This is a genomic window from Coralliovum pocilloporae, from assembly GCF_030845175.1.
Taxonomy (GTDB): Bacteria; Pseudomonadota; Alphaproteobacteria; order Rhizobiales; family Cohaesibacteraceae; genus Coralliovum; species Coralliovum pocilloporae.
In genome coordinates this window covers 490316-510194 of the sequence record NZ_CP132542.1, presented here as the reverse complement: position 1 = coordinate 510194, position 19879 = coordinate 490316, and the positions used below count along the sequence as shown (strand labels likewise).

19 protein-coding genes are annotated in these 19879 nt (G+C 53.7%); 5 read left to right on the top strand and 14 right to left on the bottom strand.

Annotated elements, in window-relative coordinates; all coding sequences use genetic code 11:
* Nucleotides 1-272: 272 nt before the first annotated feature.
* From RA157_RS02460 to RA157_RS02440, 5 genes are all read right to left on the bottom strand, one after another.
* A complete protein-coding gene (locus tag RA157_RS02460) occupies nt 273-1199 on the bottom strand; it encodes a methyltetrahydrofolate cobalamin methyltransferase (protein WP_350334898.1) in 927 nt (308 codons plus the stop codon).
* A 41-nt stretch (nt 1200-1240) separates the two neighbouring features.
* A complete protein-coding gene (locus RA157_RS02455) occupies nt 1241-2104 on the bottom strand; it encodes a methylenetetrahydrofolate reductase (RefSeq protein ID WP_350334897.1) in 864 nt (287 codons plus the stop codon).
* On the bottom strand, nt 2097-2399 hold the full coding sequence (locus RA157_RS02450) for a virulence factor (protein ID WP_350334896.1): 303 nt from the start codon (nt 2397-2399) through the stop codon (nt 2097-2099). The genes RA157_RS02455 and RA157_RS02450 overlap by 8 nt, the downstream gene beginning before the upstream one ends.
* 262 nt (nt 2400-2661) lie before the next feature.
* On the bottom strand, nt 2662-3231 hold the full coding sequence (locus RA157_RS02445) for a DUF1638 domain-containing protein (protein ID WP_434058461.1): 570 nt from the start codon (nt 3229-3231) through the stop codon (nt 2662-2664).
* A 73-nt stretch (nt 3232-3304) separates the two neighbouring features.
* Nucleotides 3305-4009, bottom strand: a complete 705-nt coding sequence (locus RA157_RS02440; protein ID WP_350334895.1) for a corrinoid protein — start codon at nt 4007-4009, stop codon at nt 3305-3307.
* A 416-nt stretch (nt 4010-4425) separates the two neighbouring features.
* Here RA157_RS02440 and galE point away from each other — a divergent pair, with 416 nt between their 5' ends.
* The 3 genes from galE to RA157_RS02425 all read left to right on the top strand — a co-directional run bounded on the left by galE (nt 4426) and on the right by RA157_RS02425 (nt 8854).
* Complete coding sequence (gene galE, locus RA157_RS02435) at nt 4426-5418, top strand: UDP-glucose 4-epimerase GalE (protein ID WP_350334894.1); 993 nt, start codon at nt 4426-4428, stop codon at nt 5416-5418.
* Between the two features lie 131 nt (nt 5419-5549).
* Nucleotides 5550-6446: a 3-hydroxyisobutyrate dehydrogenase gene (mmsB, locus tag RA157_RS02430; protein ID WP_350334893.1), complete on the top strand. Its 897-nt coding sequence runs from the start codon at nt 5550-5552 to the stop codon at nt 6444-6446.
* A gap of 104 nt (nt 6447-6550) precedes the next feature.
* Entirely contained in the window at nt 6551-8854 is a 2304-nt protein-coding gene (locus RA157_RS02425; RefSeq protein ID WP_350334892.1) for a xanthine dehydrogenase family protein molybdopterin-binding subunit, read from the top strand.
* Nucleotides 8855-8872: 18 nt separating this feature from the next.
* Here RA157_RS02425 and RA157_RS02420 read toward each other — a convergent pair whose 3' ends face one another.
* From RA157_RS02420 to RA157_RS02400, 5 genes are all read right to left on the bottom strand, one after another.
* Complete coding sequence (locus RA157_RS02420; protein WP_350334891.1) at nt 8873-10009, bottom strand: DegT/DnrJ/EryC1/StrS family aminotransferase; 1137 nt, start codon at nt 10007-10009, stop codon at nt 8873-8875.
* An 8-nt stretch (nt 10010-10017) separates the two neighbouring features.
* Complete coding sequence (locus RA157_RS02415) at nt 10018-10449, bottom strand: sugar 3,4-ketoisomerase (RefSeq protein ID WP_350334890.1); 432 nt, start codon at nt 10447-10449, stop codon at nt 10018-10020.
* Nucleotides 10450-10485: 36 nt separating this feature from the next.
* Nucleotides 10486-11508, bottom strand: coding sequence for a dTDP-glucose 4,6-dehydratase (gene rfbB / locus RA157_RS02410; RefSeq protein ID WP_350334889.1), 1023 nt, complete (start codon nt 11506-11508; stop codon nt 10486-10488).
* Between the two features lie 32 nt (nt 11509-11540).
* On the bottom strand, nt 11541-12353 hold the full coding sequence (locus tag RA157_RS02405) for a GNAT family N-acetyltransferase (protein WP_350334888.1): 813 nt from the start codon (nt 12351-12353) through the stop codon (nt 11541-11543).
* Between the two features lie 137 nt (nt 12354-12490).
* Entirely contained in the window at nt 12491-13423 is a 933-nt protein-coding gene (locus RA157_RS02400; protein WP_350334887.1) for a glucosyl hydrolase, read from the bottom strand.
* Nucleotides 13424-13616: 193 nt separating this feature from the next.
* On the opposite strand from RA157_RS02400, the gene rfbA reads away from it, so the two are divergent.
* On the top strand, nt 13617-14498 hold the full coding sequence (rfbA, locus tag RA157_RS02395) for a glucose-1-phosphate thymidylyltransferase RfbA (RefSeq protein ID WP_350334886.1): 882 nt from the start codon (nt 13617-13619) through the stop codon (nt 14496-14498).
* A gap of 120 nt (nt 14499-14618) precedes the next feature.
* On the opposite strand, the gene RA157_RS02390 is transcribed toward rfbA, so the two are convergent.
* The 3 genes from RA157_RS02390 to RA157_RS02380 all read right to left on the bottom strand — a co-directional run bounded on the left by RA157_RS02390 (nt 14619) and on the right by RA157_RS02380 (nt 17292).
* A complete protein-coding gene (locus tag RA157_RS02390; protein WP_350334885.1) occupies nt 14619-15368 on the bottom strand; it encodes an acetyltransferase in 750 nt (249 codons plus the stop codon).
* A complete protein-coding gene (locus tag RA157_RS02385) occupies nt 15368-16570 on the bottom strand; it encodes a glycosyltransferase family 61 protein (protein ID WP_350334884.1) in 1203 nt (400 codons plus the stop codon). Before RA157_RS02385 ends, RA157_RS02390 begins: the two co-directional genes overlap by 1 nt.
* Nucleotides 16571-16677: 107 nt before the next feature.
* Complete coding sequence (locus tag RA157_RS02380) at nt 16678-17292, bottom strand: LysE family translocator (protein ID WP_350334883.1); 615 nt, start codon at nt 17290-17292, stop codon at nt 16678-16680.
* Nucleotides 17293-17658: 366 nt separating this feature from the next.
* Here RA157_RS02380 and RA157_RS02375 point away from each other — a divergent pair, with 366 nt between their 5' ends.
* Complete coding sequence (locus tag RA157_RS02375; protein WP_350334882.1) at nt 17659-18930, top strand: OmpP1/FadL family transporter; 1272 nt, start codon at nt 17659-17661, stop codon at nt 18928-18930.
* A 71-nt stretch (nt 18931-19001) separates the two neighbouring features.
* On the opposite strand, the gene RA157_RS02370 is transcribed toward RA157_RS02375, so the two are convergent.
* Entirely contained in the window at nt 19002-19781 is a 780-nt protein-coding gene (locus RA157_RS02370) for an SDR family oxidoreductase (protein WP_350334881.1), read from the bottom strand.
* Nucleotides 19782-19879: the final 98 nt, after the last annotated feature.

The window sequence follows — 19879 nt, the reverse complement described above, 5'->3', positions numbered from 1 at the left end:
AAGCCCGGACCTTTACCTGAGACGGTGGTGGCGCTTTAAGATTTTGTTTTTGCGCGAGCTTTTATCTGAAAAGTCTTTCAACTTTTCAGCAGCACGCTGTAGAGACACTGTGACTCTGTGCGTGATGTATTAATTATTCTCTGCTGATCAATGACTTATCGGCGAATTTATTGTTTGTCTTGTCCAGCAGTCCCAGTTTTGTCGTTTCCAGCAAAAAGCCGACCCGAAGCAGCTCCGGGTCGGCTAAAATCATCTCAACAGTCTGAGCCTGATCAGGCGCGACGACGGCGACGCTCGCCACCGCGACGACCGCGACGGCCTTCGCCACCTTCAGCGCCATCAGCAGATGGTTCTTCAGCAGGACGGTTGGCTTTCAGCCAGGACAGGCAGTCCGGATCGTGACCGTTCAGCACGTCAGCTGCGCGGATACCTTCGAGCTCTTCCTTGTGAAGCGGGTTCATGATGGCGGATGTCATACCAACAACGGAAGACATGGCCAGGAAGTGAGCGTTCATCACGTGACGGTTCGGGATGCCGAAGGAGATGTTGGATGCGCCACAGGTGGTGTTGACTTTCAGCTCGGTGTGCAGACGACGGAGAAGGTCAAAAACCTGAACACCTGCGGTGTTCAGAGCACCAACCGGCATGACGAGCGGGTCAACAACAACACGATCGTGAGAGATGCCGTGGTCGGCAGCGCGTTCAACGATCTTCTTCGCAACTTCGAAACGGACATTCGGGTCTTCGGAGATGCCGGTTTCGTCGTTGGAGATAGCAACAACAGCAGCGTCGTATTTCTTGACCAGCGGCAGAACGCGCTCGAGTGACTCGTCTTCACCGGTAACGGAGTTAACCAGTGCGCGGCCCTTGTAGACGGACAGACCGGCTTCCAGAGCGTCGATGATGGAAGAGTCGATTGCGATCGGCACATCAACCAGAGACTGCACCAGCTGGATGGTTTCGGCCAGAATGCGCGGTTCGTCTGCCAGAGGAATACCGGCATTGACGTCTAGCATGTGAGCGCCAGCCTCTACCTGTGCAATGGCATCGGCCTCAACCATGGAGTAGTCGCCTTCTTTCATGGCGGCGGCCAGCTTCTTACGGCCGGTCGGGTTGATGCGCTCACCAATGATGCAGAACGGCTGGTCAAAACCGATGGCAATTTCCATCTTGTCTGAGCTGACAATAGTACGGGTCATTTCGCTTCCCTTAATTTTCAAAAATGCTATGCGCCAGCCGATCAGGCCGCTGCTGCGTTGTTTTCCCAGGTGCCACGTTCGTAAAGCCACTCAGCGCATTTTGCAACGCCACCGAACGGATACACATGCATCTGCGCCAACGGAGAGTCCGGGTTGGCTGCGAGATATTTCTCAAGCGGGGCGACCACGTCATCCGGATTGTAGGATGTCAGCATGGTGAGAAGAGCACCGCCGCGCTTCTTGAGGAAATTCATGGAGTTTGAAACACCGGCAATACCGGCATATTTCACAAGGGTGGTCATCTTGGCCGGTCCGGCAATGCCGATATGAACCGGGAAGGTGTTGCCCCAGGACTGAATTTCATCAAGCCACGCAATAACACGTTCCGGATCGAAACCAAACTGCGTTGCGATAACAAAATCCGCATCGCTGTTGCTGGCGATCTCGTTTTTACGCTGAAGGAATTCCTTGATGACGTCCGGTTTGATGTCCGGTGCGCCTTCCGGGTGACCGGCAACAGCAATGCTCTTGATGCCACATTCGTCGAACAGACCGGTCTCGAACAGGTCGATCGTTGACTTGAACGGGCCCGGCTTATCGGCTTCACCAGCAATGGTGAGAAGGCTGGTCACACCGCATTCCTGGGTCATGGTCTTGATGCGGGTTTCAAAAGCGCTGTGGCTCTGGAACCGGCGAGCCGGGAAATGCGGTACGGCGACGAAACCCTTGTCAGTCACTTTCTTGGCGGCCGCGATGATCATGTCTTCGGAAGCTGTACCAATATCTGTGATGTAGACGCGCTCTCCTCTGGGGATTGCATCGTAGATCTCTTCTTTCTCGATCGCCTGCTTAGGGCTGACCTCGATGGAGGACCGGATCTTGCCGTTTGTGTTCAGATTAGCCATTGTCTTTTCCTCCGGCCTCAATCAGAGCCTTGAGGCGGCTTGTTGGATAGTCTTCTTCAAGTTTCGCTGCGAGTGCATCTGCTTCAGCTTCCAGATCATCACCGCAAGGCTGAGGTTCGCCCCGACGCCAGTCCGCCAGGTAGTCGTCTGTTCCGTCCGCGCCGGATTTCATGGCGCAGGAATCGACGGCGACCATGAAACGGTTTGCCAATTCGCGTTTGACCTTCTTCCGACCTGCGCCGACAATCACCTGGGTCGGGATATCACGCCAATACACGATCGTGCTTTGTGCCATCTGGCTCTCCTGGACGACTGCAGCTCTGTAGCCGCCTGTATATCTGTGGTGGTTAGTCAGCAGGCCTGAAGTCCCTGCTTACTCACTGACAGGTATGTTTGTTATGCGGTGTTTCTGATATTCCAGTCGCGACACGCAAACGTATGAATCCGACGATGGTGAAAAAAGTTGAGAAAGGGTGTCTGGAATGCGCACTTTTCCGGGGGAAAGTGCCGCAAATTGACATCATGATCATGCTGCTTTGCAGCATAGGGCGTGTCGCTTATGGGCTGGTTACGAAAGGTGCCAGATCGCCATAGCCAGTGAAGCGAATCTCGAAGTCCAGACCCAGTTTCTCGGCTCCTTCACGGGCCTGCCGCTCCAGCTCGGCGTCATGAGTCTGGGCCAGATAAACGACTTTCTGGTAGTGCCCGAAATACATGTCCCTCAGTTCCGGGAAGCGGTCCAGGCCGAGGGGCTTGGTGACGAAGGCATCGAAGTGCCGGGCCAGAAAATCGGTCAGAAAGAAAGCCTGCATGTAATCATCTTCACGCTCGGCAAACTCGTCAAGGCCGGTAAAGAAGGCATAGCAGTGAGGCCCGCCGATCCGTTCTGCCCCTTCTTCCTCAAGCACCTTGTCGAGCAGGCCACCAGTACCGCAATCCCCGTATCCGATAAGAATACGGTCATAGCCTGACCTGTGTTCGCGAATGGATGCGCGTACAGCATCCGGAATCTTTTCCGGACTGTTGTGCAATATAGCGGGGAGGCAGTGAAGAGTAACGTGGGAGAGAGCGTCTTGCTTGATCAGGGCGAGAATTTCCCGCGCAAGGGCTCCGCAGGCCAGGATCAAGATTTTTTCGCTTGCCGAAGATGTGTCTCCGGCAAGCGTTAATGTTTCAGTCGGCCCGAGGCCGTCTGGAGCCTTATCCTGCGGCACCGGCTTTGTTGTGCTTGCGTGCCATGAATTCCTTAGCGGTTTCCACAGCAACGGCAGCGTCGCGGCAATAGGCGTCTGCGCCGATAGCTTCAGAGAACTCTTCGTTCAGCGGAGCGCCGCCAACGAGAACCGCGTAGTCATCACGGATGCCGTTTTCTTTAAGGGCATCGATGACGACCTTCATGTACGGCATTGTTGTTGTCAGCAGGGCAGACATGCCAAGAAGGTCCGGCTTGTGCTCTTCGAGCGCTTCCAGGTAGTTCTCGACAGGGTTGTTGATGCCGATATCGATCACATCGAAGCCTGCGCCTTCCATCATCATGGAAACGAGGTTTTTGCCGATGTCATGAATGTCACCCTTTACGGTGCCGATCACCATCGTGCCGACCTTCTGTGCGCCGGTCTCGGCGAGCAGCGGACGCAGGATGGTCATGCCTGCCTTCATGGCATTGGCTGACATCAGAACTTCCGGAACGAACAGAATGCCATCACGGAAATCCACACCAACGATGCGCATGCCTTCAACAAGCGCTTCGGTCAGGACTTTGTAAGGTGTCCATCCACGCTCGAGAAGGATCTGGGTTCCTTCTTCGACTTCATCTTTCAGACCGTCATACAGATCATCGTGCATTTGCTCGACAAGTTCATCATCGGGCAATTCACGCAGGTCGAGATCTTCCTCTTCGGACATAGGCCGCTCCACAGCAACTCAAGTTTATAATTCTAATCCAGCACTGTGTTTGAACTGGTATTGGAAGTGTGTAATTAAAGCGACACATTCCAGAACACCAGCGACAGGTTGGAACTATTTCAAAAAAATAACCAATTTCGTGGCTTTCGGCAAATGCAGATTGATGGGAAGCTGGAAATATATGATCGACAAGCCTCTGACATAGAATGTTTTTTTCCGATGCATTTCTGTCCGGAGAAGTGATGCCGCATTTTTCTCTTTGCTGATTTCCTCTGTCACGTCCGCGTGATTTTCCCCGGAAAACCCTGTCGGATGTTGGGCAGATGCACCCTTGGTCTTCAAGCTCTCTTCATCAATTGAGGCTATATCGGAGAGGTGAGTGCTTCGATCTGATACCAACAAAGAGAGCAAACAAGATGTCTGTCTTGATTACGGGCGGCTGCGGATACATTGGCAGCCATATGGTCTGGGAACTGCATGATTCCGGTGAGTCCGTTGTGGTCATTGACAATCTTTCGACCGGGTTTGACTGGGTTCTGCCGAAAGATGTGCCGCTGGTCGTGGGAGACATCGGAGACCAGGCTCTGGTCGGGCAGGTGATCAGGGATCATGGTGTTAATGCGATCATTCATTTTGCCGGCTCTATCGTGGTGCCGGATTCCGTCACTGATCCGCTGGGCTATTATTTCAACAATACGGTCAAGTCGCGCGGCCTGATCGAAGAGGCGGTGTCAGCGGGGGTGAACAGCTTCATTTTCTCTTCAACCGCAGCAGTCTACGGCATTCCGGATACGGACAGCCCCATTGCTGAAGACATGCCCCTGCAGCCGATTTCTCCCTATGGCTCATCGAAGCTGATGACGGAGATCATGCTGCGAGATGCGGCTTTTGCTTATCCGGATTTCAATTATACGGCTTTGCGTTATTTCAATGTGGCCGGTGCCGATCCCAAGGGGCGGGCTGGTCAGTCAACGCCCCGTGCAACGCATCTGATCAAGGTGGCCAATCAGACGGCGTTGGGCGACCGTTCTCATATGGATGTGTTCGGTACCGACTATAACACGCCTGATGGAACCTGCGTTCGCGATTACATCCATGTCAGTGATCTGGCTAAGGCTCATGCGCTTGCGCTTGCGCGCTTGCGTGATGGTGGAGACAGTCTGGTCGCCAATTGCGGTTATGGGCACGGCTATTCCGTTCTGCAGGTTCTGGAGGCTGTCAAACGAGCGTCAGGCGTGGATTTTGCCGTGAACTATGTGGATCGTCGTGCCGGTGATCCACCGAGCCTTGTGGCCAATTCAGAACGTGCCGGATCTGTGCTTGGCTGGGAGCCGAGCCACGCAGACCTTGACCTCATTGTCGAGACTGCATTGAGTTGGGAACGTATGCTTCTTCAAAAACATACATAGTCCTGCCTATTCTCCCTTCTGCCAGCTTGAGCTCGCCCCCTCTATGTTGTTTGGATAGCGCTGATCATTGCTTATGATCTGCACCAGCAGAATCATGTCTGTACCAAGCACACCAGCCCGTGGAGATGACAATGGCGACCATCGGATTTATCGGACTTGGAAATATGGGCGGCCCGATGGCGGCCAATCTGGTCAAGGCCGGACATACGGTTAAAGGGTTCGATCTTGCTGAGGACGCGCTTGCTACGGCGCGCGCTAATGGGATTGAGATTGTGGCGACCGCCAAGGACATTGCTGCGGAAGCCGAGCTCGTGGTGACCATGCTGCCCGCGGGAAAACACGTTCTGTCTGTTTATACAGGGCCTGATGGTTTGCTGTCCGCTGCTGCTCCGGGCACTGTCTTTATCGATTCATCCACGATTGATGTGGCTTCGGCCCGTGCTGTTCATCAGGCTGCGTCTGACGCGGATATGCTGATGCTGGATGCACCGGTCTCGGGCGGTGTCGGTGGTGCTTCCGCAGGGACCCTGACCTTTATGGCGGGCGGGCCTTCAGAAGCATTTGACCGTGCCAGACCGATTCTCGAGATCATGGGACAGAAGATTGTTCATTGCGGTGATGCAGGGGCGGGACAGGCTGCCAAGATCTGCAACAATATGATCCTTGGTATTTCCATGATTGCAGCCTGTGAGGGGTTTGCTCTGGCCGAGAAGCTGGGTCTGGATAAACAGGCTCTGTTTGATGTAGCGTCCACCTCATCCGGTCAGTGCTGGTCAATCAATACCTATTGTCCTGTTCCGGGCCCGGTCCCGGCCAGCCCCGCAAATCGTGACTATGAACCGGGTTTTGCCACAGCTCTGATGTTGAAAGATCTGAAGCTGGCCCAGGATGCAGCCCAGGATGTCGGTGCGGCCACACCGATGGGCGCTCAGGCGGCACAGCTCTACAGCCTGTTTGATGCCGCCGGCCATGGTGGGACTGACTTCTCCGGTATTATCCGCTTTTTGCGCGGAGATCTGGTTGACTGATCCGTTCAGTCTGGCAATGCGAACCCATGAACCCTACATGGCAAAAGGATTTGGCTCAGGTATCACGATTCAGGCATCACGATATTGACAGGGGTGGATGACGCATGACCGTTGTGAACGCGAAATTTGGAGTAGGGGCGCCGGTCCGGCGCCTTGAAGATCCGGCTTTGCTGACCGGGCAGGGCCGGTTTGTAGATGATGTTGCACCGGATAATTGTCTGCATGCCTATGTTCTTCGGTCTCCCGTCGCGCATGCCCGGTTCCGCCTGGACGGTCTTAAAGAGGCCCGGTCCGCGCCGGGCGTCCATCTTGTCTTGACCGCTGATGACCTGGATGGCCTGTCCCCACTGTTGTGCACAGCGCTTGCACCCCAGGTCGACAGGTCGCCTATTGATGTGCCTCCCTATGACATTCTGTGCCGGGATATTGTTCGCCATGTCGGGGACGCTCTGGCCTTTATTGTGGCTGAGACGAAACTTCAGGCAAGGGATGCGTCCGAGCTGATCGAATTTGATTTTGACGACATGGACGCCGTGGTTGATGTGGACGCGGCTCTCCAGTCTGATGCCCCGTGCATCTGGGCCGGTCGCGAGACGAATCTGGCGTTTGAATCCGGTCTTGGTGACCCGACCGCGACAGATGAGGCGTTTGCAGGAGCTCATCAGGTCGCCAGGCTGGAGATTGTCAACAACCGGCTTGTCACCAACTATATGGAAACCCGGGGTATTGTCGCAGAATATGATGCTGACACGGATCAGTTTACGGCCACGCTCGGAACCCAGGGCGTCCATAACATCCGTATCCTTCTCTCCCGTGTTATGGGTATCGACAAGACACAGCTCCGGGTCATTACGCCAGATGTCGGTGGTGGCTTCGGCACCAAGGCGGTGATGTATCGTGAATATCCGCTGTCCCTTTTTGCTGCCCGTGCACTTGGTCGCCCGGTCAAATGGGTTGGAGAGAGAACGGAGCATTTCCTTGGCTGTGCGCAGGGTCGGGACAATCTGGCAACAGCTGAACTTGCGCTTGATGGAGAGGGGCACTTTCTGGGGCTGCGCATTGACCTGCGCGCCAATATGGGGGCTTATCTTTCGCAGCTTGCACCGATTGTGCCGTGGATTGGTATTTCCATGTCGACGGGGGTTTATGACATTCCTGCCCTGCATGTGCGGCTGCGTGGTGTCTTTACCAACACGGTACCTGTCGATGCCTATCGCGGAGCAGGGAGACCGGAGGCAGCCTACCTGATCGAGCGGCTGGTTGATGAGGCAGCCCGTGTGGCAGGGCTGGACCCCAGGGAGATACGCAGGCGAAATTTCATTCAGCCCGAGGCCTTGCCTTATAAAACGCAAGGTGGCCGAACCTATGATACAGGCGAATTTTCCGCCCATCTTGAGCAAACCTGCAACGGTGCTGACTGGGATGGTTTTACTGCACGGCGTGAGCAGTCCAGAGCGCAAGGGAAATACCGGGGCATCGGGCTTGCGACCTATGTTGAAGCCTGTGCCTTTGCCGGATCGGAAGAAGCGCAGATCCGGCTGGAGCGGGGTGGGAACTTCACCATTCTGATCGGCACTCAGTCCAACGGGCAGGGGCATGCAACCGCCTATGCCCAGGTCGCCGCAGCGCATTTCGGCCTCTCACCGGACCGGTTCCGAGTGGTCCAGGGTGACACGGCTCAGATCCGCCGTGGTGGGGGCACAGGCGGTTCCAGATCCATTCCGCTGGGGGCTGTGTCTGTCGATGAAGCGGGGAAAGCTCTGGTTGAGAAGCTCAAGACGCTCGCATCTGACATGCTGGAAGCGTCTGTCAGCGATCTGGATGTATCAGATGGTGAGATCCGTATCGTGGGGACGGATCGGTCTGTTTCGCTGGCCGAGATTGCCGCAAAGGCTGAGACTCCGGATGAGTTGCTGGGTGTGGGTGAGTTCAAGCAAACCGACGCGACCTATCCGAATGGCACCCATGTCTGCGAAGTCGAGATAGACCCGGCAACCGGACACACAGAGGTTTTGCGTTATACGATTGTGGATGACTTTGGTGTTGTGGTGAACCCGCTTCTTCTTGCCGGGCAGGTTCACGGTGGTGTTGTGCAGGGTATCGGCCAGGCACTTTATGAACATGTGGTCTATGACGAGACCGGTCAGCTTCTGACGGCCTCCCTGATGGACTATGCCCTGCCGAAAGCCGCAGATCTGCCAATGATCGATTTTGAAACGCGCAACATCCCTTCAACCATCAATGCGATGGGTATCAAGGGAGCAGGGGAAGCCGGAACGATCGGTGCATGCCCGGCTGTCATGAACGCTGTCATCGATGCCTTGTCAGATGGTTGTGGCATTACGGACTTCCATATGCCGGCAACGCCGGGGCGCGTCTGGGAAGCGATCCGGGAGGCTACACAGTAATTCTCTCCTGCTGTTCTCTCAGGATGAGCGTTGGAAAGTCGCCTTGATCTGCCGAATGACAAAATCAATGTCTTCGTTTGTGTGATGTGGAGAAATAGGCAGGGAAAACAGAGTTTCCGTCCAGCGCCGTTCAGTATGGAACCGGTCGCTCCAATCCGTGCGGCCCTGATAGCATTGCTGGTCGCAGGGCAGGATGGGGTAGTGAATGACAGTGTTGACCCCGTTACTGTGGAGCTGATCCAGAAATGTGTTTCGATCCCGAAGCGTCTGATCCAGCCGAACCGGGAACAGATGCCAGACATGATCGCGGTTGACCACAGGCAGATCGAGCCCTGGCGTGTCTCTTAGGCCGTCCAGATAGCGTTGGGCCAGGGCCTTGCGCCTTTGATTCCAGTCGTCCAGGACTTTGAGTTTTTCCGTCAGGATTGCGGCCTGCAGCGGGTCCAGCCGTGAGTTAACTCCCAGCTCATTGTGAACATATTTCTGCCTGGAGCCATAGTTTCCAAGTTCACGGATACGATCGGCGATATTCTTGTCATCGGTGGTGACAGCACCGCCATCTCCCAGCGCTCCAAGGTTCTTGCCTGGATAGAAACTCCAGCATGTCACGGCGCTGATCCCGCCGATGCGGCGTCCGCTGTCTGAACGGACACCCTGGCATTGTGCCGCATCCTCAATGACATGAAGGTCATGTTTGCGGGCGATATTCTGAATTGCGTCCAGATCGCAGGCCTGTCCGTAGAGATGGACCGGCATGATGGCTTTGGTTCGCGAGGTAATCGCGGCCTCAATTGCTACAGGATCGATTGTGTAGTCCTCAGAGCAGGATACGGGCACGACCTTTGCACCCACCTGATCGACACCAAGCCATGTGGCGACGAATGTATGGACTGGTACGATGACTTCGTCGCCCTGACCGATATCGAGCGCAAGGAGAGCCAGTCTCAGCGCATCAAGACCATTACCGACGCCGACACAGAACTCCGCATCAGAATAGGCGGCAAAGGCCTGCTCGAAGGTTTCAAGCTCCCGGCCACCGATATACTGCCCCGACAGAAGAACACGTTCTATGGCCTGATCGATGTCTTCTTTCAGCTCAAGATAGGCTTTTCTTGGTTCCAGAAAGGGAACAGATGTGACCGGTCCGTCAGTCATGATTGCTGTTAGTCCTCATTCTGTTCGGAAATGTATGCGCGAAAAGCATCATAGTCGTGAATGTAGTCATCAGGGTCATAGACTTCGGATGCGAGAACCAGGACGACTGCATCTTCGGAGAAATTCTCGAGCACTCTCCAGACACCAGGTTTGATCCGAAGAGCCTTGGTCGGGGTGTCGAGGTGCCATGTTTCTGCTGGATTTTTCCCGTCATCTGTGAGGACCGTGCAGGAGCCTGAGACGACAATCATAACCTGATGCAGGGCTTTGTGTGCGTGATTACCGCGCTGCTTGTCTTCTTTAAGACCGTGCTGATAGTAGACCCGGCGAATCTCGAAATCCCAGTCATCTCCGATCTGGCCGACGCTGAGGTTCCCACGACTGTCCGTGTGGGTTTTAAGCTCAATGAGATAGGCTTTTTTGCTTTCGCAATCTGTCATGTTTTTTTCCGGTTCTCGGATTTTTGTTCTTTGTTCTCAGCCTCGAAGCGGAGACCACCACCAGGGGTTCTCCAGGTACCAGTTGATGGTTTCCTGTAAGCCTGTCTCAAATGTCTGCTCTGCTTGCCATCCGAGTTCGGATTTAATCTTGCTGGCATCAATTGCATAGCGCCTGTCATGACCGGGCCTGTCTGTCACAAAGCGAATCTGATCTGTATAGGATGTTCCGTCTTCCCGAGGTCTCACCTTATCGAGGCAGGTACATATGGCATGAACAACGTCAAGATTGCGGCGCTCGCCATCCCCTCCGATATTGTAGCTTTCGCCAAGCCGTCCATCCCGGGCAACCATCTCAAGCGCCTTTGCGTGATCATCAACGAACAGCCAGTCCCGGACATTCTCGCCATTGCCGTAAACAGGGATTGATTGCCCGTCGAGGGCATTCAGAATGATAACGGGAATGAACTTTTCCGGATATTGGAAGGGCCCGAAATTGTTAGAACAGTTTGAGAGGACAACAGGCAGTTTGTAGGTTTCATGCCATGCCCGGACCAGATGATCTGATGATGCCTTTGAAGCTGAATACGGTGAAGATGGTGCATAGGGACTGTCTTCCCGGAACAGACTGTCGTCATAGGGCAGATCACCAAACACTTCATCTGTGGAGACATGATGGAATCTAAAGCGTTCACGTCGCTCGCCCGTCAACGTATCGTAATAGGTCCGCGCTGCCTGAAGAAGCTGAAAGGTGCCAACAATATTGGTTTCGATGAAATCTGCAGGCCCTTCAATTGACCGGTCTACATGGCTTTCCGCGGCGAGGTGCATAAGGACATCGATCTCTTCTTCAAAGAGGAGCTCTTCCACGAGCGATCTGTCAGTAATGTCACCTTGAACGAAACGGTAGGTGTCGCAGTTGTCAAGCGAGCGCAGCGAGCTGAGATTACCGGCATAGGTGAGCTTGTCGAGATTGACGACCCGATAGGCGGGGTTTGACGCCAGTCTGCGGCAGACTGCTGATCCGATAAAGCCGGCCCCGCCGGTAATAAGAAAACGCATTGTAAAATCCGTCGAAATGGTTGGGCCTGGTATCAGAATGTGAGCCGGTAGAATTCATGCACGGTCGCACCAGAGCCGAATTCGTGTTTGTAGGTATAGAGCGGAGCGTTGAGATAGGTGCCATTGTCCTCGGTGCAGATACCGAAGTCAAAATATCTCAAACCGGCTTCCCGGGCGCTTAGAATGCAATGTTCGAAGACCATATCCAGAGCATTACAGTCACGACCGGCTGCCGTGGATGCAATGTACTGGCTGTGCATGACCATGGGGCTCAGGAAGTTGACCAGACCGCCACAGATTACGCCGTCTTTAAGGGCGCAGGTGCAGGAAATCGTATCGGGAAAGCGATCTGCCAGCATCTGGATTTCATCCAGTGTGTGGACTGGTCTGGTGTCATGCCTGTCGGCGAGATTTGCTGTGACAACATCCCAATAGGCCGGAAGGAGGTGAGCACCGGTCTGAATCTCCAGGCCAGCCTTAACAGCCTTTTTGACGCCACGCTTGCGTCTGGAGCCAATCGGGCGGCGATTATCCAGGTCAATCGTTACGCTGAGATCAACACGATAGCGGTCTGCTCCCAGGCGAAAGAGAGCATAGCTGTCATCCATGGCTGGAGACCGGTGATAGAATGATGGAACGGCCTTGTAGATCAGCTCTTTACAGCCAGCCGCTTGATAGTGATCACAGATGGCCTGAAGTGTGGTCACCATGATCTCGCCTGACAGATAACCGTCATGGAGAATGCCCCCATAAGAGCTTCCGGGGTGACTGATCACTGTTGTGGGATCAGAGGGATGTTTCGCTGCCGGAAGGACTCCGACAAGCTTGTCATCGCGGAGGATCATCAGGGAACGATCCTGGAATCGGTCGCCATGATAGGAAAGAAACAATCTGCTGTGCAGGAACGTTCCCTGACACGAGCGCTCAACAAAAGCATCCCAATTGTCTGATTGTGTTTGCGTGAATGGTTGAATGGTGAGGGTCATTCTTCAATCAGCTCCGCCAGCGCAAATCCATCACGACCGAAGTTGTTGCCATTGTAGAAGACATAGAGTTTGCCATTCATCTCGAATGGAGTCGCATACATGATGGCGTCTGAATCGAAGCCGCTTTCACTGACATCAAGATTGAGTTTGTGATCCGCCCGTTGCCAGGAGATTCCGTCTTCTGACTCGGCATAGGCAAGCCGATAGGCTTTGACGGACTTCTTCCGCACTGAAACAAACATGCGATAGCCGCCACCCGGGCGTGGCATCACGCATGGGCGTCCATAACCGTGCTCATCATCGTCAGTGATTTCGAGGATGATATTGCCGGATGAGGGCCATGTCTTCCCGTCTGGGGAAAAAGCATGCCGAACATCATAAACCGGCATATCCTTGCCTTCCACATCCACCCATTCACTACCGGCTACATACCAGAGATCAACACCGTTGCCGTCTGGTCGGGCTTTTGCATAAGGACCACAACGGAAAAACAGCTCTTCTGTAGAGCGTTCGAGAACAGGTGTCTCCTGGTGTTTGATGAAGGTCTGCCCGCCATCATGACTGATGGCAAGACCTGTGAGCAGCCGGTACCTGATCTTGGTGCCGAGCTCGAAGCCTACATAGAACATCAAAACGTCGCCGGACGATGCCCGAGTGACTGAGCAGACCACAGCACCATTTTCATCAAAGGTTCCGGGCTTGCCAACATCAATAAGAGGCGTCTGACACACGTCAAGAACCTGCATGGGGTCTCGTGCTGAAATATCCACATAGCCCGGACGCCCCATTCCGGATGCATCGCAGAAGCTGGTGAAGACCCGGACAACATCCTTGTTGAGCTGGAAGGGTGTTGGAATCATCGCGTGAGATTGTGCCCAGGGCAGGCTTCCATCCGGCCCATATACAAGGCCGTGCTTTTTCCATTGCATCGTGTTCTCGTCTCCGCGTCCGGGCGGTCTGTCACCGTTATTCTGAAGTCGCGCGACCATACCCGAAAGGCCCTATGGGTGAATAGCGGTGTTTCCCTTTTTTTGCCCGGAACGGAAAACAATTTTATGCAGTCGCGTTTTCGTATAAGTGTATCGGTCTATATCAGGACCGGCTTTGAGTTCCGGTAAGAGAATGAGCAGAATTGTGATCAGAAAAGCCATTATTCTGGCCGGTGGCCACGGGACACGTCTTCAGCCGTTGACAAATGTTGTCTGCAAACAATTGTTGCCTGTCTATGACAAGCCGATGATCCACTACCCTCTGTCTACCCTGATGCTGTTGGGAATAGAGGAAATCCTGATTATCAGTACGGAAAAGGATACACCTTCCCTCCAGAACATTTTGGGGGACGGTTCTGATCTCGGTATTTCCATCTCTTATGCTGTCCAGGACGAACCGCGCGGTTTGGCAGATGCATTCATTGTTGGTGCCGAGTTCGTCAATGGTGATCCTGTTGCCCTGATGCTGGGGGACAATCTCCTCTATTGGGGCAATCTGAATGCCGAGTGGCAACGCTGTCTGAGTGTCGAAAATGGCGCGTTTATTGTGGGTACACGGACGCGGGAACCGGAGCGTTTCGGGATCATTGAGACCGACGAGACCGGTAGTATTCTGTCACTTGAGGAAAAGCCAGCCAGGCCTAAATCCAACATCGCTGCTATCGGTCTGTATTTCTATGACGAGCGCGTCTGTGATTTTGCCCGTGATCTGAAACCTTCAGCACGTGGTGAGCTTGAGATTACCGATCTCAACAATCTGTACCTTGAGGAACAGTCGCTTCAGGCTCTGATCCTGTCGCGCGGGGCGTCATGGATTGATCTGGGGACGGTTGATTCCCTCATGAAGGCATCAAATTTTGTTTCGATTGTCGAGCAGCAGCAGGGCCTCAAGATCGGCTGCATTGAGGAAGTGGCCCATCACTGTGGTTACATTGATGACGAGCAATTGCTGCGACTGGCTGCCAAATATGCCAAAAGCCCTTATGGGGCCTATCTGACCGGACTGATTGCCTAGGGCAGGGAGATTTTACTGCTCGGCTTTTTGTTGACGTTCTTCGAAAACCCGGCAGGGTTCCTTCAGACTTTCGCCAGGCCGAACGGAAAACCGCCTCCGCAGAATGAATAGGCTTTGACTCTAGCCCTTGGGTACACGGCAAAAGCGCTTAGCGGAAATCTTGCTGGCTTCAGCCGGGTTGCCTTTATAGACCTTGTCCGGTTCTGTGCTTTTCGCAATAACCGCGGCCATAGCGATGAAGTTATCCTCGGCAATTGTGATCTCGTCGCCAATACTCGCATTGACGCCGATATAGCTGTACTCGCCCACTGTACAGAAACCCGAGACCACCACATGTGAGGTGATGAAGCAATGTGGTTTCACAACCGTTCTGTGGCCAATATGATTGCCGCTCCACAAAACGACGTTGTCGCCGATATCACTGAAGGGCTGTATGGTATTGTCTTCAAAAATGAAGACATTCTCACCGATCTTTGCGTTGTGCCAGACAAATGATGCGCTGCTGACATAGCTGGCACAGTGATAACCTTTGCCTTTGACTTCGTTGAACAGTCGAGCTCGATTCCTGTTCAACTGTGAAGCGCTGACCGCAACGTGAGCATCATGGGTGCCGGGAGGGAAATGTTCCTCAAGCGTTTCAAGATCGACAAGAGGAAGACCTAGAAAACTGTCCGTTTCCCTGTATTGGCTTTCGATTGCAAAACCGACAACCTGGTAAGGGCTGTCGTGAGTGAAGTACTCATAGGCCAGCGTCGCTGTCTCTCCACCACCGACAATGATCAACTGATCGCCTGCAGATCCGGCCATACGATCTGTTTTCAAGACAGACTGTCCGTTTGGCCCCGTGGTTACAAGCCCTTCTTTGCTCATCAGTCGACACCTTCCAATATCTCATTAATTGCTGTGGCATCCACGCGATAATGCCCCCGTCGTCCTTCTGACGGACCCATGATGATATGCCTATGATCCTGAATGCCAAGCGATTTGGCAAGCCAGAGAAAATCTCCACCAACCTGATTGGAGGGGTAAAAGAGGCGAACTTTCGTCTCAGGGGACACATGGGTCAGGTTGATCATGGCTGAGCCCGCTGCAGCGACAATGGCGTCTGCTGAGCGATAAATGGCTGCTTGCTGCGTGAGTGAATATTCCGTTGGTCGGATAGTCTGGAAGCCATGCCGCTCCAGTGCTTCGGTCAGGTCTCTTTCGTTGGCAATATTGCGTTTCGGAACATCACCGCGCGAGATGTAGTAGCGGCCGCCTGTAGGTAGTTTGATGGCGCCGCTATCAATGGCTTGTTGTTCTTCCGCGTCCGGCGACAGGATGTCTCTCAGAAATGCTGTGTATTCCGGGTCAAAGAAAATCGAACCGATCGTCAGTTGCCTGTCGACGAAGATGACGCGCGGTAATACCCAGAATTCATCCGTAGGCATTTCAACGAAGGAGACATTTGGGAAACGCTCTTTGATGCGCTCATAAACCAGCCTTTGGAACGGTGCGAGATCCTGTCTGGTCACCACGGTGATGGGCTGGTCTTTCGGCAGATCATGGATGCCATAGAAGATCATTGCCAGATAATCGATGAAGAAATGGCCGAAATGTTTATGACCCTGATGAATGCCAAGCATTGGCAACCATAACCGGTCGTCCGGCTGCTCTATAATGCGTGGATTGAAAAAGGCCCGACAATGGGAATAGTTCACCAGATTGGGATCTGTCCCTACAGTTTGCGCATTGTAGATCAGGTTGCCCGCCTGGCCGTGAAGCTGGATATCGCGCAGGCATCGGACTGTCCGTTTATTGGTAATCTTGTTGGTTGCTTTGTCATGATCGTAGGCCAGTTCCATGAATGCTGTTTCAGCGTCTGTCATGCCATGACCGAGGGTGCAAAGATCATAGTGATGTTCGACAGTGGACAGAACTTCGTGGGGCACCTTGTCCGGAGTAATCAGGCGGTCGTAAAAATGGATTTTGTGTCTGAGGGCAGGCAGGATCCGACAGATCGCGCGCCACCAGACCCATCTGGCGTAGCGGATGTTAAAACGTTTCTTCGAGCCGGGCAGAACAAATGGCATGGAGCTTCAGCATATGGTTGGCTTCAGGATGAAGCAGATATGAAACAGACGACGGTTGAATAGTCGGGTCTGTTTAGGGTTAAGGGAATGGCAAGTCCAGTTGTATTCTACCTTTGAACATCCAGCAAAAGACGTACTCCAAGCGCACCAAGCACCAGGGCGGTCAGCCTGTCGAGATAATGCTTGGCAGCAAGGTAACGCCTGCTCATGGCCCGGGTGCCAATCAGGATGGCCAGCACTGTGTAGCACAGCCATTCAACAAGCAGATGGTTGAGGATGATGAAACCCTTTTCCAGAGAACTGAGCCCGGACGGGAAAATCACCACGAGCACGGCCGCAGCAAAGAGAACCGACTTTGGATTAAGCAGGTTGATAAGCATGCCGCGCAGCAATGCTGTTCCGGCTTTGACGGGTGCGCCGCCACCTATGTCATCCGTCGCTGACTTCCAGATCGAGCGGGCGATGTAGAGCAGATAAAGTGCCCCTACGATCTTTGATAATGTGTAGGCCCATGGGAACAGCTTGAATACGATGTCGAGGCCGATAAGGGCTGCCGCTGTCCAGGTGGCGGCAACCAGTCCCAGGCCGAGGCCAGTCAGGATGCCGGATATTCGGCCGGCTGAGAGTGTCGTGTGCAAGACTGCGAGGAGGGCCGGACCAGGGCTTGCCATGGCTGCCAGCAGGGCAAGATTAAAGGCAAGGATATGCTCAAAAGTCATCATTCAAACCCCTACACATCTGTGATCACCTTTGATCGGTGGCATCTGCCGATGGTCAAACATACCAATCACCTTACGTTATCTCTCCCTACGTCACCTGTGTTTCTGGTGCAACAAGGGATAACTTTTTGATTCTTATTACTGAATCGATCAAAATGACAGTTCCGTTAGGTGAGCTTTCGTAAATGAGATGAATATCAAGGTTTTATGACATATCAGGTAGTGTGAATGTATTTCGGTTTGCCGGAGTCATGTTGCTTATCACAGCAAGTATTTGTGTGGTGGCATTGACTGCCATTGGTGATTCGTCGTTTCTTACACACTAACGTGATTGTATTAATCAATGCTGTGAACTCGGGAGGCGGTGCATTGAGAAGAATTCGGGCAGAGCATGGGCTGGCGACTTTGTTGTCCGGCGTGGCCTTGGTCTCAACACTTGGAATGGCTGAAGCAGGAAGCTTCGCCCTTCGTGAACAGTCGGCAACAGGGCAGGGTTCTTCGTTTGCTGGTGTGGCTGCAAATGGCAGTGGCATCAGCTCTATTTTCTGGAATCCGGCAACGTTGTCTCAGGCTGGTGAGGGGATCACGACTGAAAGTCACTACTCAGTGATCCTGCCCAACTCTGATTTCGACGTGGATCCCACTGGTACCACATTGGCGAATGCACCTTTTAACCTGGGTGGTCCGGGCGACATCGGTCGAGACGGGTTGGTCGGGTCATCTTATGCAGCTTATCGTCTGAATGACGATGTTGTTCTCGGTTTTGCCCTCAATGCGCCATTCGGATTGCGGACCAAGGCTAATCCGAACGGCTCCGGACAGACTTTCTCGAGAACCAATGAGGTTCTGTCACTGTATGGCAATCCGATTGTTTCCTACCAGATCAACGATCAGGTCAGTGTTGCTGTCGGCGGGATCATAGCCTATTTCGATGCGCGTCTGACCAATTCCCTCGGTCCGACCAATGGTACGCTCGAGCTCGAAGGCGATGACATCGGCTTTGGTGGAACGGCCGGGATTACGTTCAAGCCGTTCGAAGGGACCGAGCTTGGACTTGGTTACCGGTCACCGGTCAGTTTTGACCTTGAAGGTGATTTGACCGCTGGCGCGCCGTTCAACGGACAGACAGGTATTCGCATTGATGATGTGACCCTGCCGGAGATTGTCACGTTCAGTTTCAGACAGACGATAACGGAAGAATTTGACCTTTTGGGTACGGTTGAATGGACCAATTGGAGCCGGTTTGGTTCTTTCCCGGTTCAGCAGGCGACAACCGTGATCCCTGCCGATCTGGCGTTCGAGTTCAACTATGATGATGGTTGGTATTTCGCCCTTGGCGGTGAATACAGATATAATGAAAAACTCACGTTGAGAGCTGGTGCTGCCTGGGAAATTTCACCGATTGATACCGAAATTCGTGGTTTGAGAATTCCGGATGATGATCGGCTCTGGCTGAGTGCTGGCATGAGCTATCAGTATTCAGATCAGCTCGGTTTTGATCTGGGGTATTCCTATATCACCACGTTTGATACGGAAGTGCTTATCGGCCCTGGTCATCAGGATTTCGCCGGAGTTTCTTTTGCAGCGGACGTCGACGCGGATGTACACATCCTCAGTGCTGCTATGAAGTACAAGTGGTAGACTGTCGTTACTACGGTATCGAATTGAAAGGCCCGGTTTTCCGGGCCTTTTTTGTGTTTGGCAGGGTCGCTTCAGAATGCGCTTTCGAACAGGCCACCGTCGAGCAAGACGTTCTGGCCTGTCATATATCCGGCGTGTTGTGAGCAGAGAAAGGCACATGTCTGGCCGAATTCCTCGGGAGTGCCAAAGCGCTTTGCGGGAATTTCAGCGGTTTGCTGCTGAGCGACTTCCTCTATGGTTCTGCCTGTAGCGAGCGCTGCTTTCTCAAAACCGCCTGTCAGTCGGGTGGTGTCCATTTTGCCGGGCAGGAGATTGTTGATTGTTACATTCTGCTCAGCATAGAGACGACAGACGCCGGCAAGGAAGGCGGTCAGTCCGGCGCGGGCGCCGCTTGAAACATCAAGGCCCGACAGGGGGCGGCGGACGCTCAGGGAGGTGATGTTGACGATCCGCCCGAAGCCTCGTTCAGCCATGCCGTCTATCGTTGCCTTGATGAGTTCGATGGGTGTGACCATGTTCTGAACCACGCCATCAATGATTTCTTCGCGACCGATTTCGCGGAAGTCCTTGCGCGGTGGGCCGCCATTGTTATTCACCAGAATGGACGGGTTCGGGCAGGCTTCCAGAAGCAGAGCCTGACCACCTGCCGTACTGACATCTGCGGCAATCGCTGTGACCCTTACTCCGAAACGGTCTCTTATCTCGTCTGCTGTCTCATTGAGCGTGGTTTCGTTTCGGCTATTGATGACCAGATTGCACCCGGCCTCTGCCAACGCCATAGCGCAGCCTTTGCCAAGCCCTCGACTGGATGCACAGACGATTGCGTCCAAACCTTTGATCCCCAGATCCATAATCAACTCCCGTTCTCTTTCCTGTTTTCAGAATGGGGCCGTGTGAGGTCTGTTGCAAGGCTCTGTTTCATGTCCGGTTTCTCCGATCCCGGGGGTGT

What these genes read in the sequence shown, in the direction of transcription:
- rfbA (WP_350334886.1), top strand. Translation starts at nt 13,617, where the DNA reads ATGAGCAGAATTGTGATCAGAAAAGCCATTATTCTGGCCGGTGGCCAC.
- RA157_RS02450 (WP_350334896.1), bottom strand. Translation starts at nt 2,399, where the DNA reads ATGGCACAAAGCACGATCGTGTATTGGCGTGATATCCCGACCCAGGTG.
- RA157_RS02455 (WP_350334897.1), bottom strand. Translation starts at nt 2,104, where the DNA reads ATGGCTAATCTGAACACAAACGGCAAGATCCGGTCCTCCATCGAGGTC.
- RA157_RS02460 (WP_350334898.1), bottom strand. Translation starts at nt 1,199, where the DNA reads ATGACCCGTACTATTGTCAGCTCAGACAAGATGGAAATTGCCATCGGT.
- RA157_RS02420 (WP_350334891.1), bottom strand. Translation starts at nt 10,009, where the DNA reads ATGACTGACGGACCGGTCACATCTGTTCCCTTTCTGGAACCAAGAAAA.
- RA157_RS02385 (WP_350334884.1), bottom strand. Translation starts at nt 16,570, where the DNA reads ATGCCATTTGTTCTGCCCGGCTCGAAGAAACGTTTTAACATCCGCTAC.
- RA157_RS02400 (WP_350334887.1), bottom strand. Translation starts at nt 13,423, where the DNA reads ATGCAATGGAAAAAGCACGGCCTTGTATATGGGCCGGATGGAAGCCTG.
- RA157_RS02380 (WP_350334883.1), bottom strand. Translation starts at nt 17,292, where the DNA reads ATGATGACTTTTGAGCATATCCTTGCCTTTAATCTTGCCCTGCTGGCA.
- RA157_RS02415 (WP_350334890.1), bottom strand. Translation starts at nt 10,449, where the DNA reads ATGACAGATTGCGAAAGCAAAAAAGCCTATCTCATTGAGCTTAAAACC.
- RA157_RS02390 (WP_350334885.1), bottom strand. Translation starts at nt 15,368, where the DNA reads ATGAGCAAAGAAGGGCTTGTAACCACGGGGCCAAACGGACAGTCTGTC.
- RA157_RS02440 (WP_350334895.1), bottom strand. Translation starts at nt 4,009, where the DNA reads ATGTCCGAAGAGGAAGATCTCGACCTGCGTGAATTGCCCGATGATGAA.
- RA157_RS02405 (WP_350334888.1), bottom strand. Translation starts at nt 12,353, where the DNA reads ATGATCCTCCGCGATGACAAGCTTGTCGGAGTCCTTCCGGCAGCGAAA.
- galE (WP_350334894.1), top strand. Translation starts at nt 4,426, where the DNA reads ATGTCTGTCTTGATTACGGGCGGCTGCGGATACATTGGCAGCCATATG.
- rfbB (WP_350334889.1), bottom strand. Translation starts at nt 11,508, where the DNA reads ATGCGTTTTCTTATTACCGGCGGGGCCGGCTTTATCGGATCAGCAGTC.
- RA157_RS02370 (WP_350334881.1), bottom strand. Translation starts at nt 19,781, where the DNA reads ATGGATCTGGGGATCAAAGGTTTGGACGCAATCGTCTGTGCATCCAGT.
- RA157_RS02425 (WP_350334892.1), top strand. Translation starts at nt 6,551, where the DNA reads ATGACCGTTGTGAACGCGAAATTTGGAGTAGGGGCGCCGGTCCGGCGC.
- mmsB (WP_350334893.1), top strand. Translation starts at nt 5,550, where the DNA reads ATGGCGACCATCGGATTTATCGGACTTGGAAATATGGGCGGCCCGATG.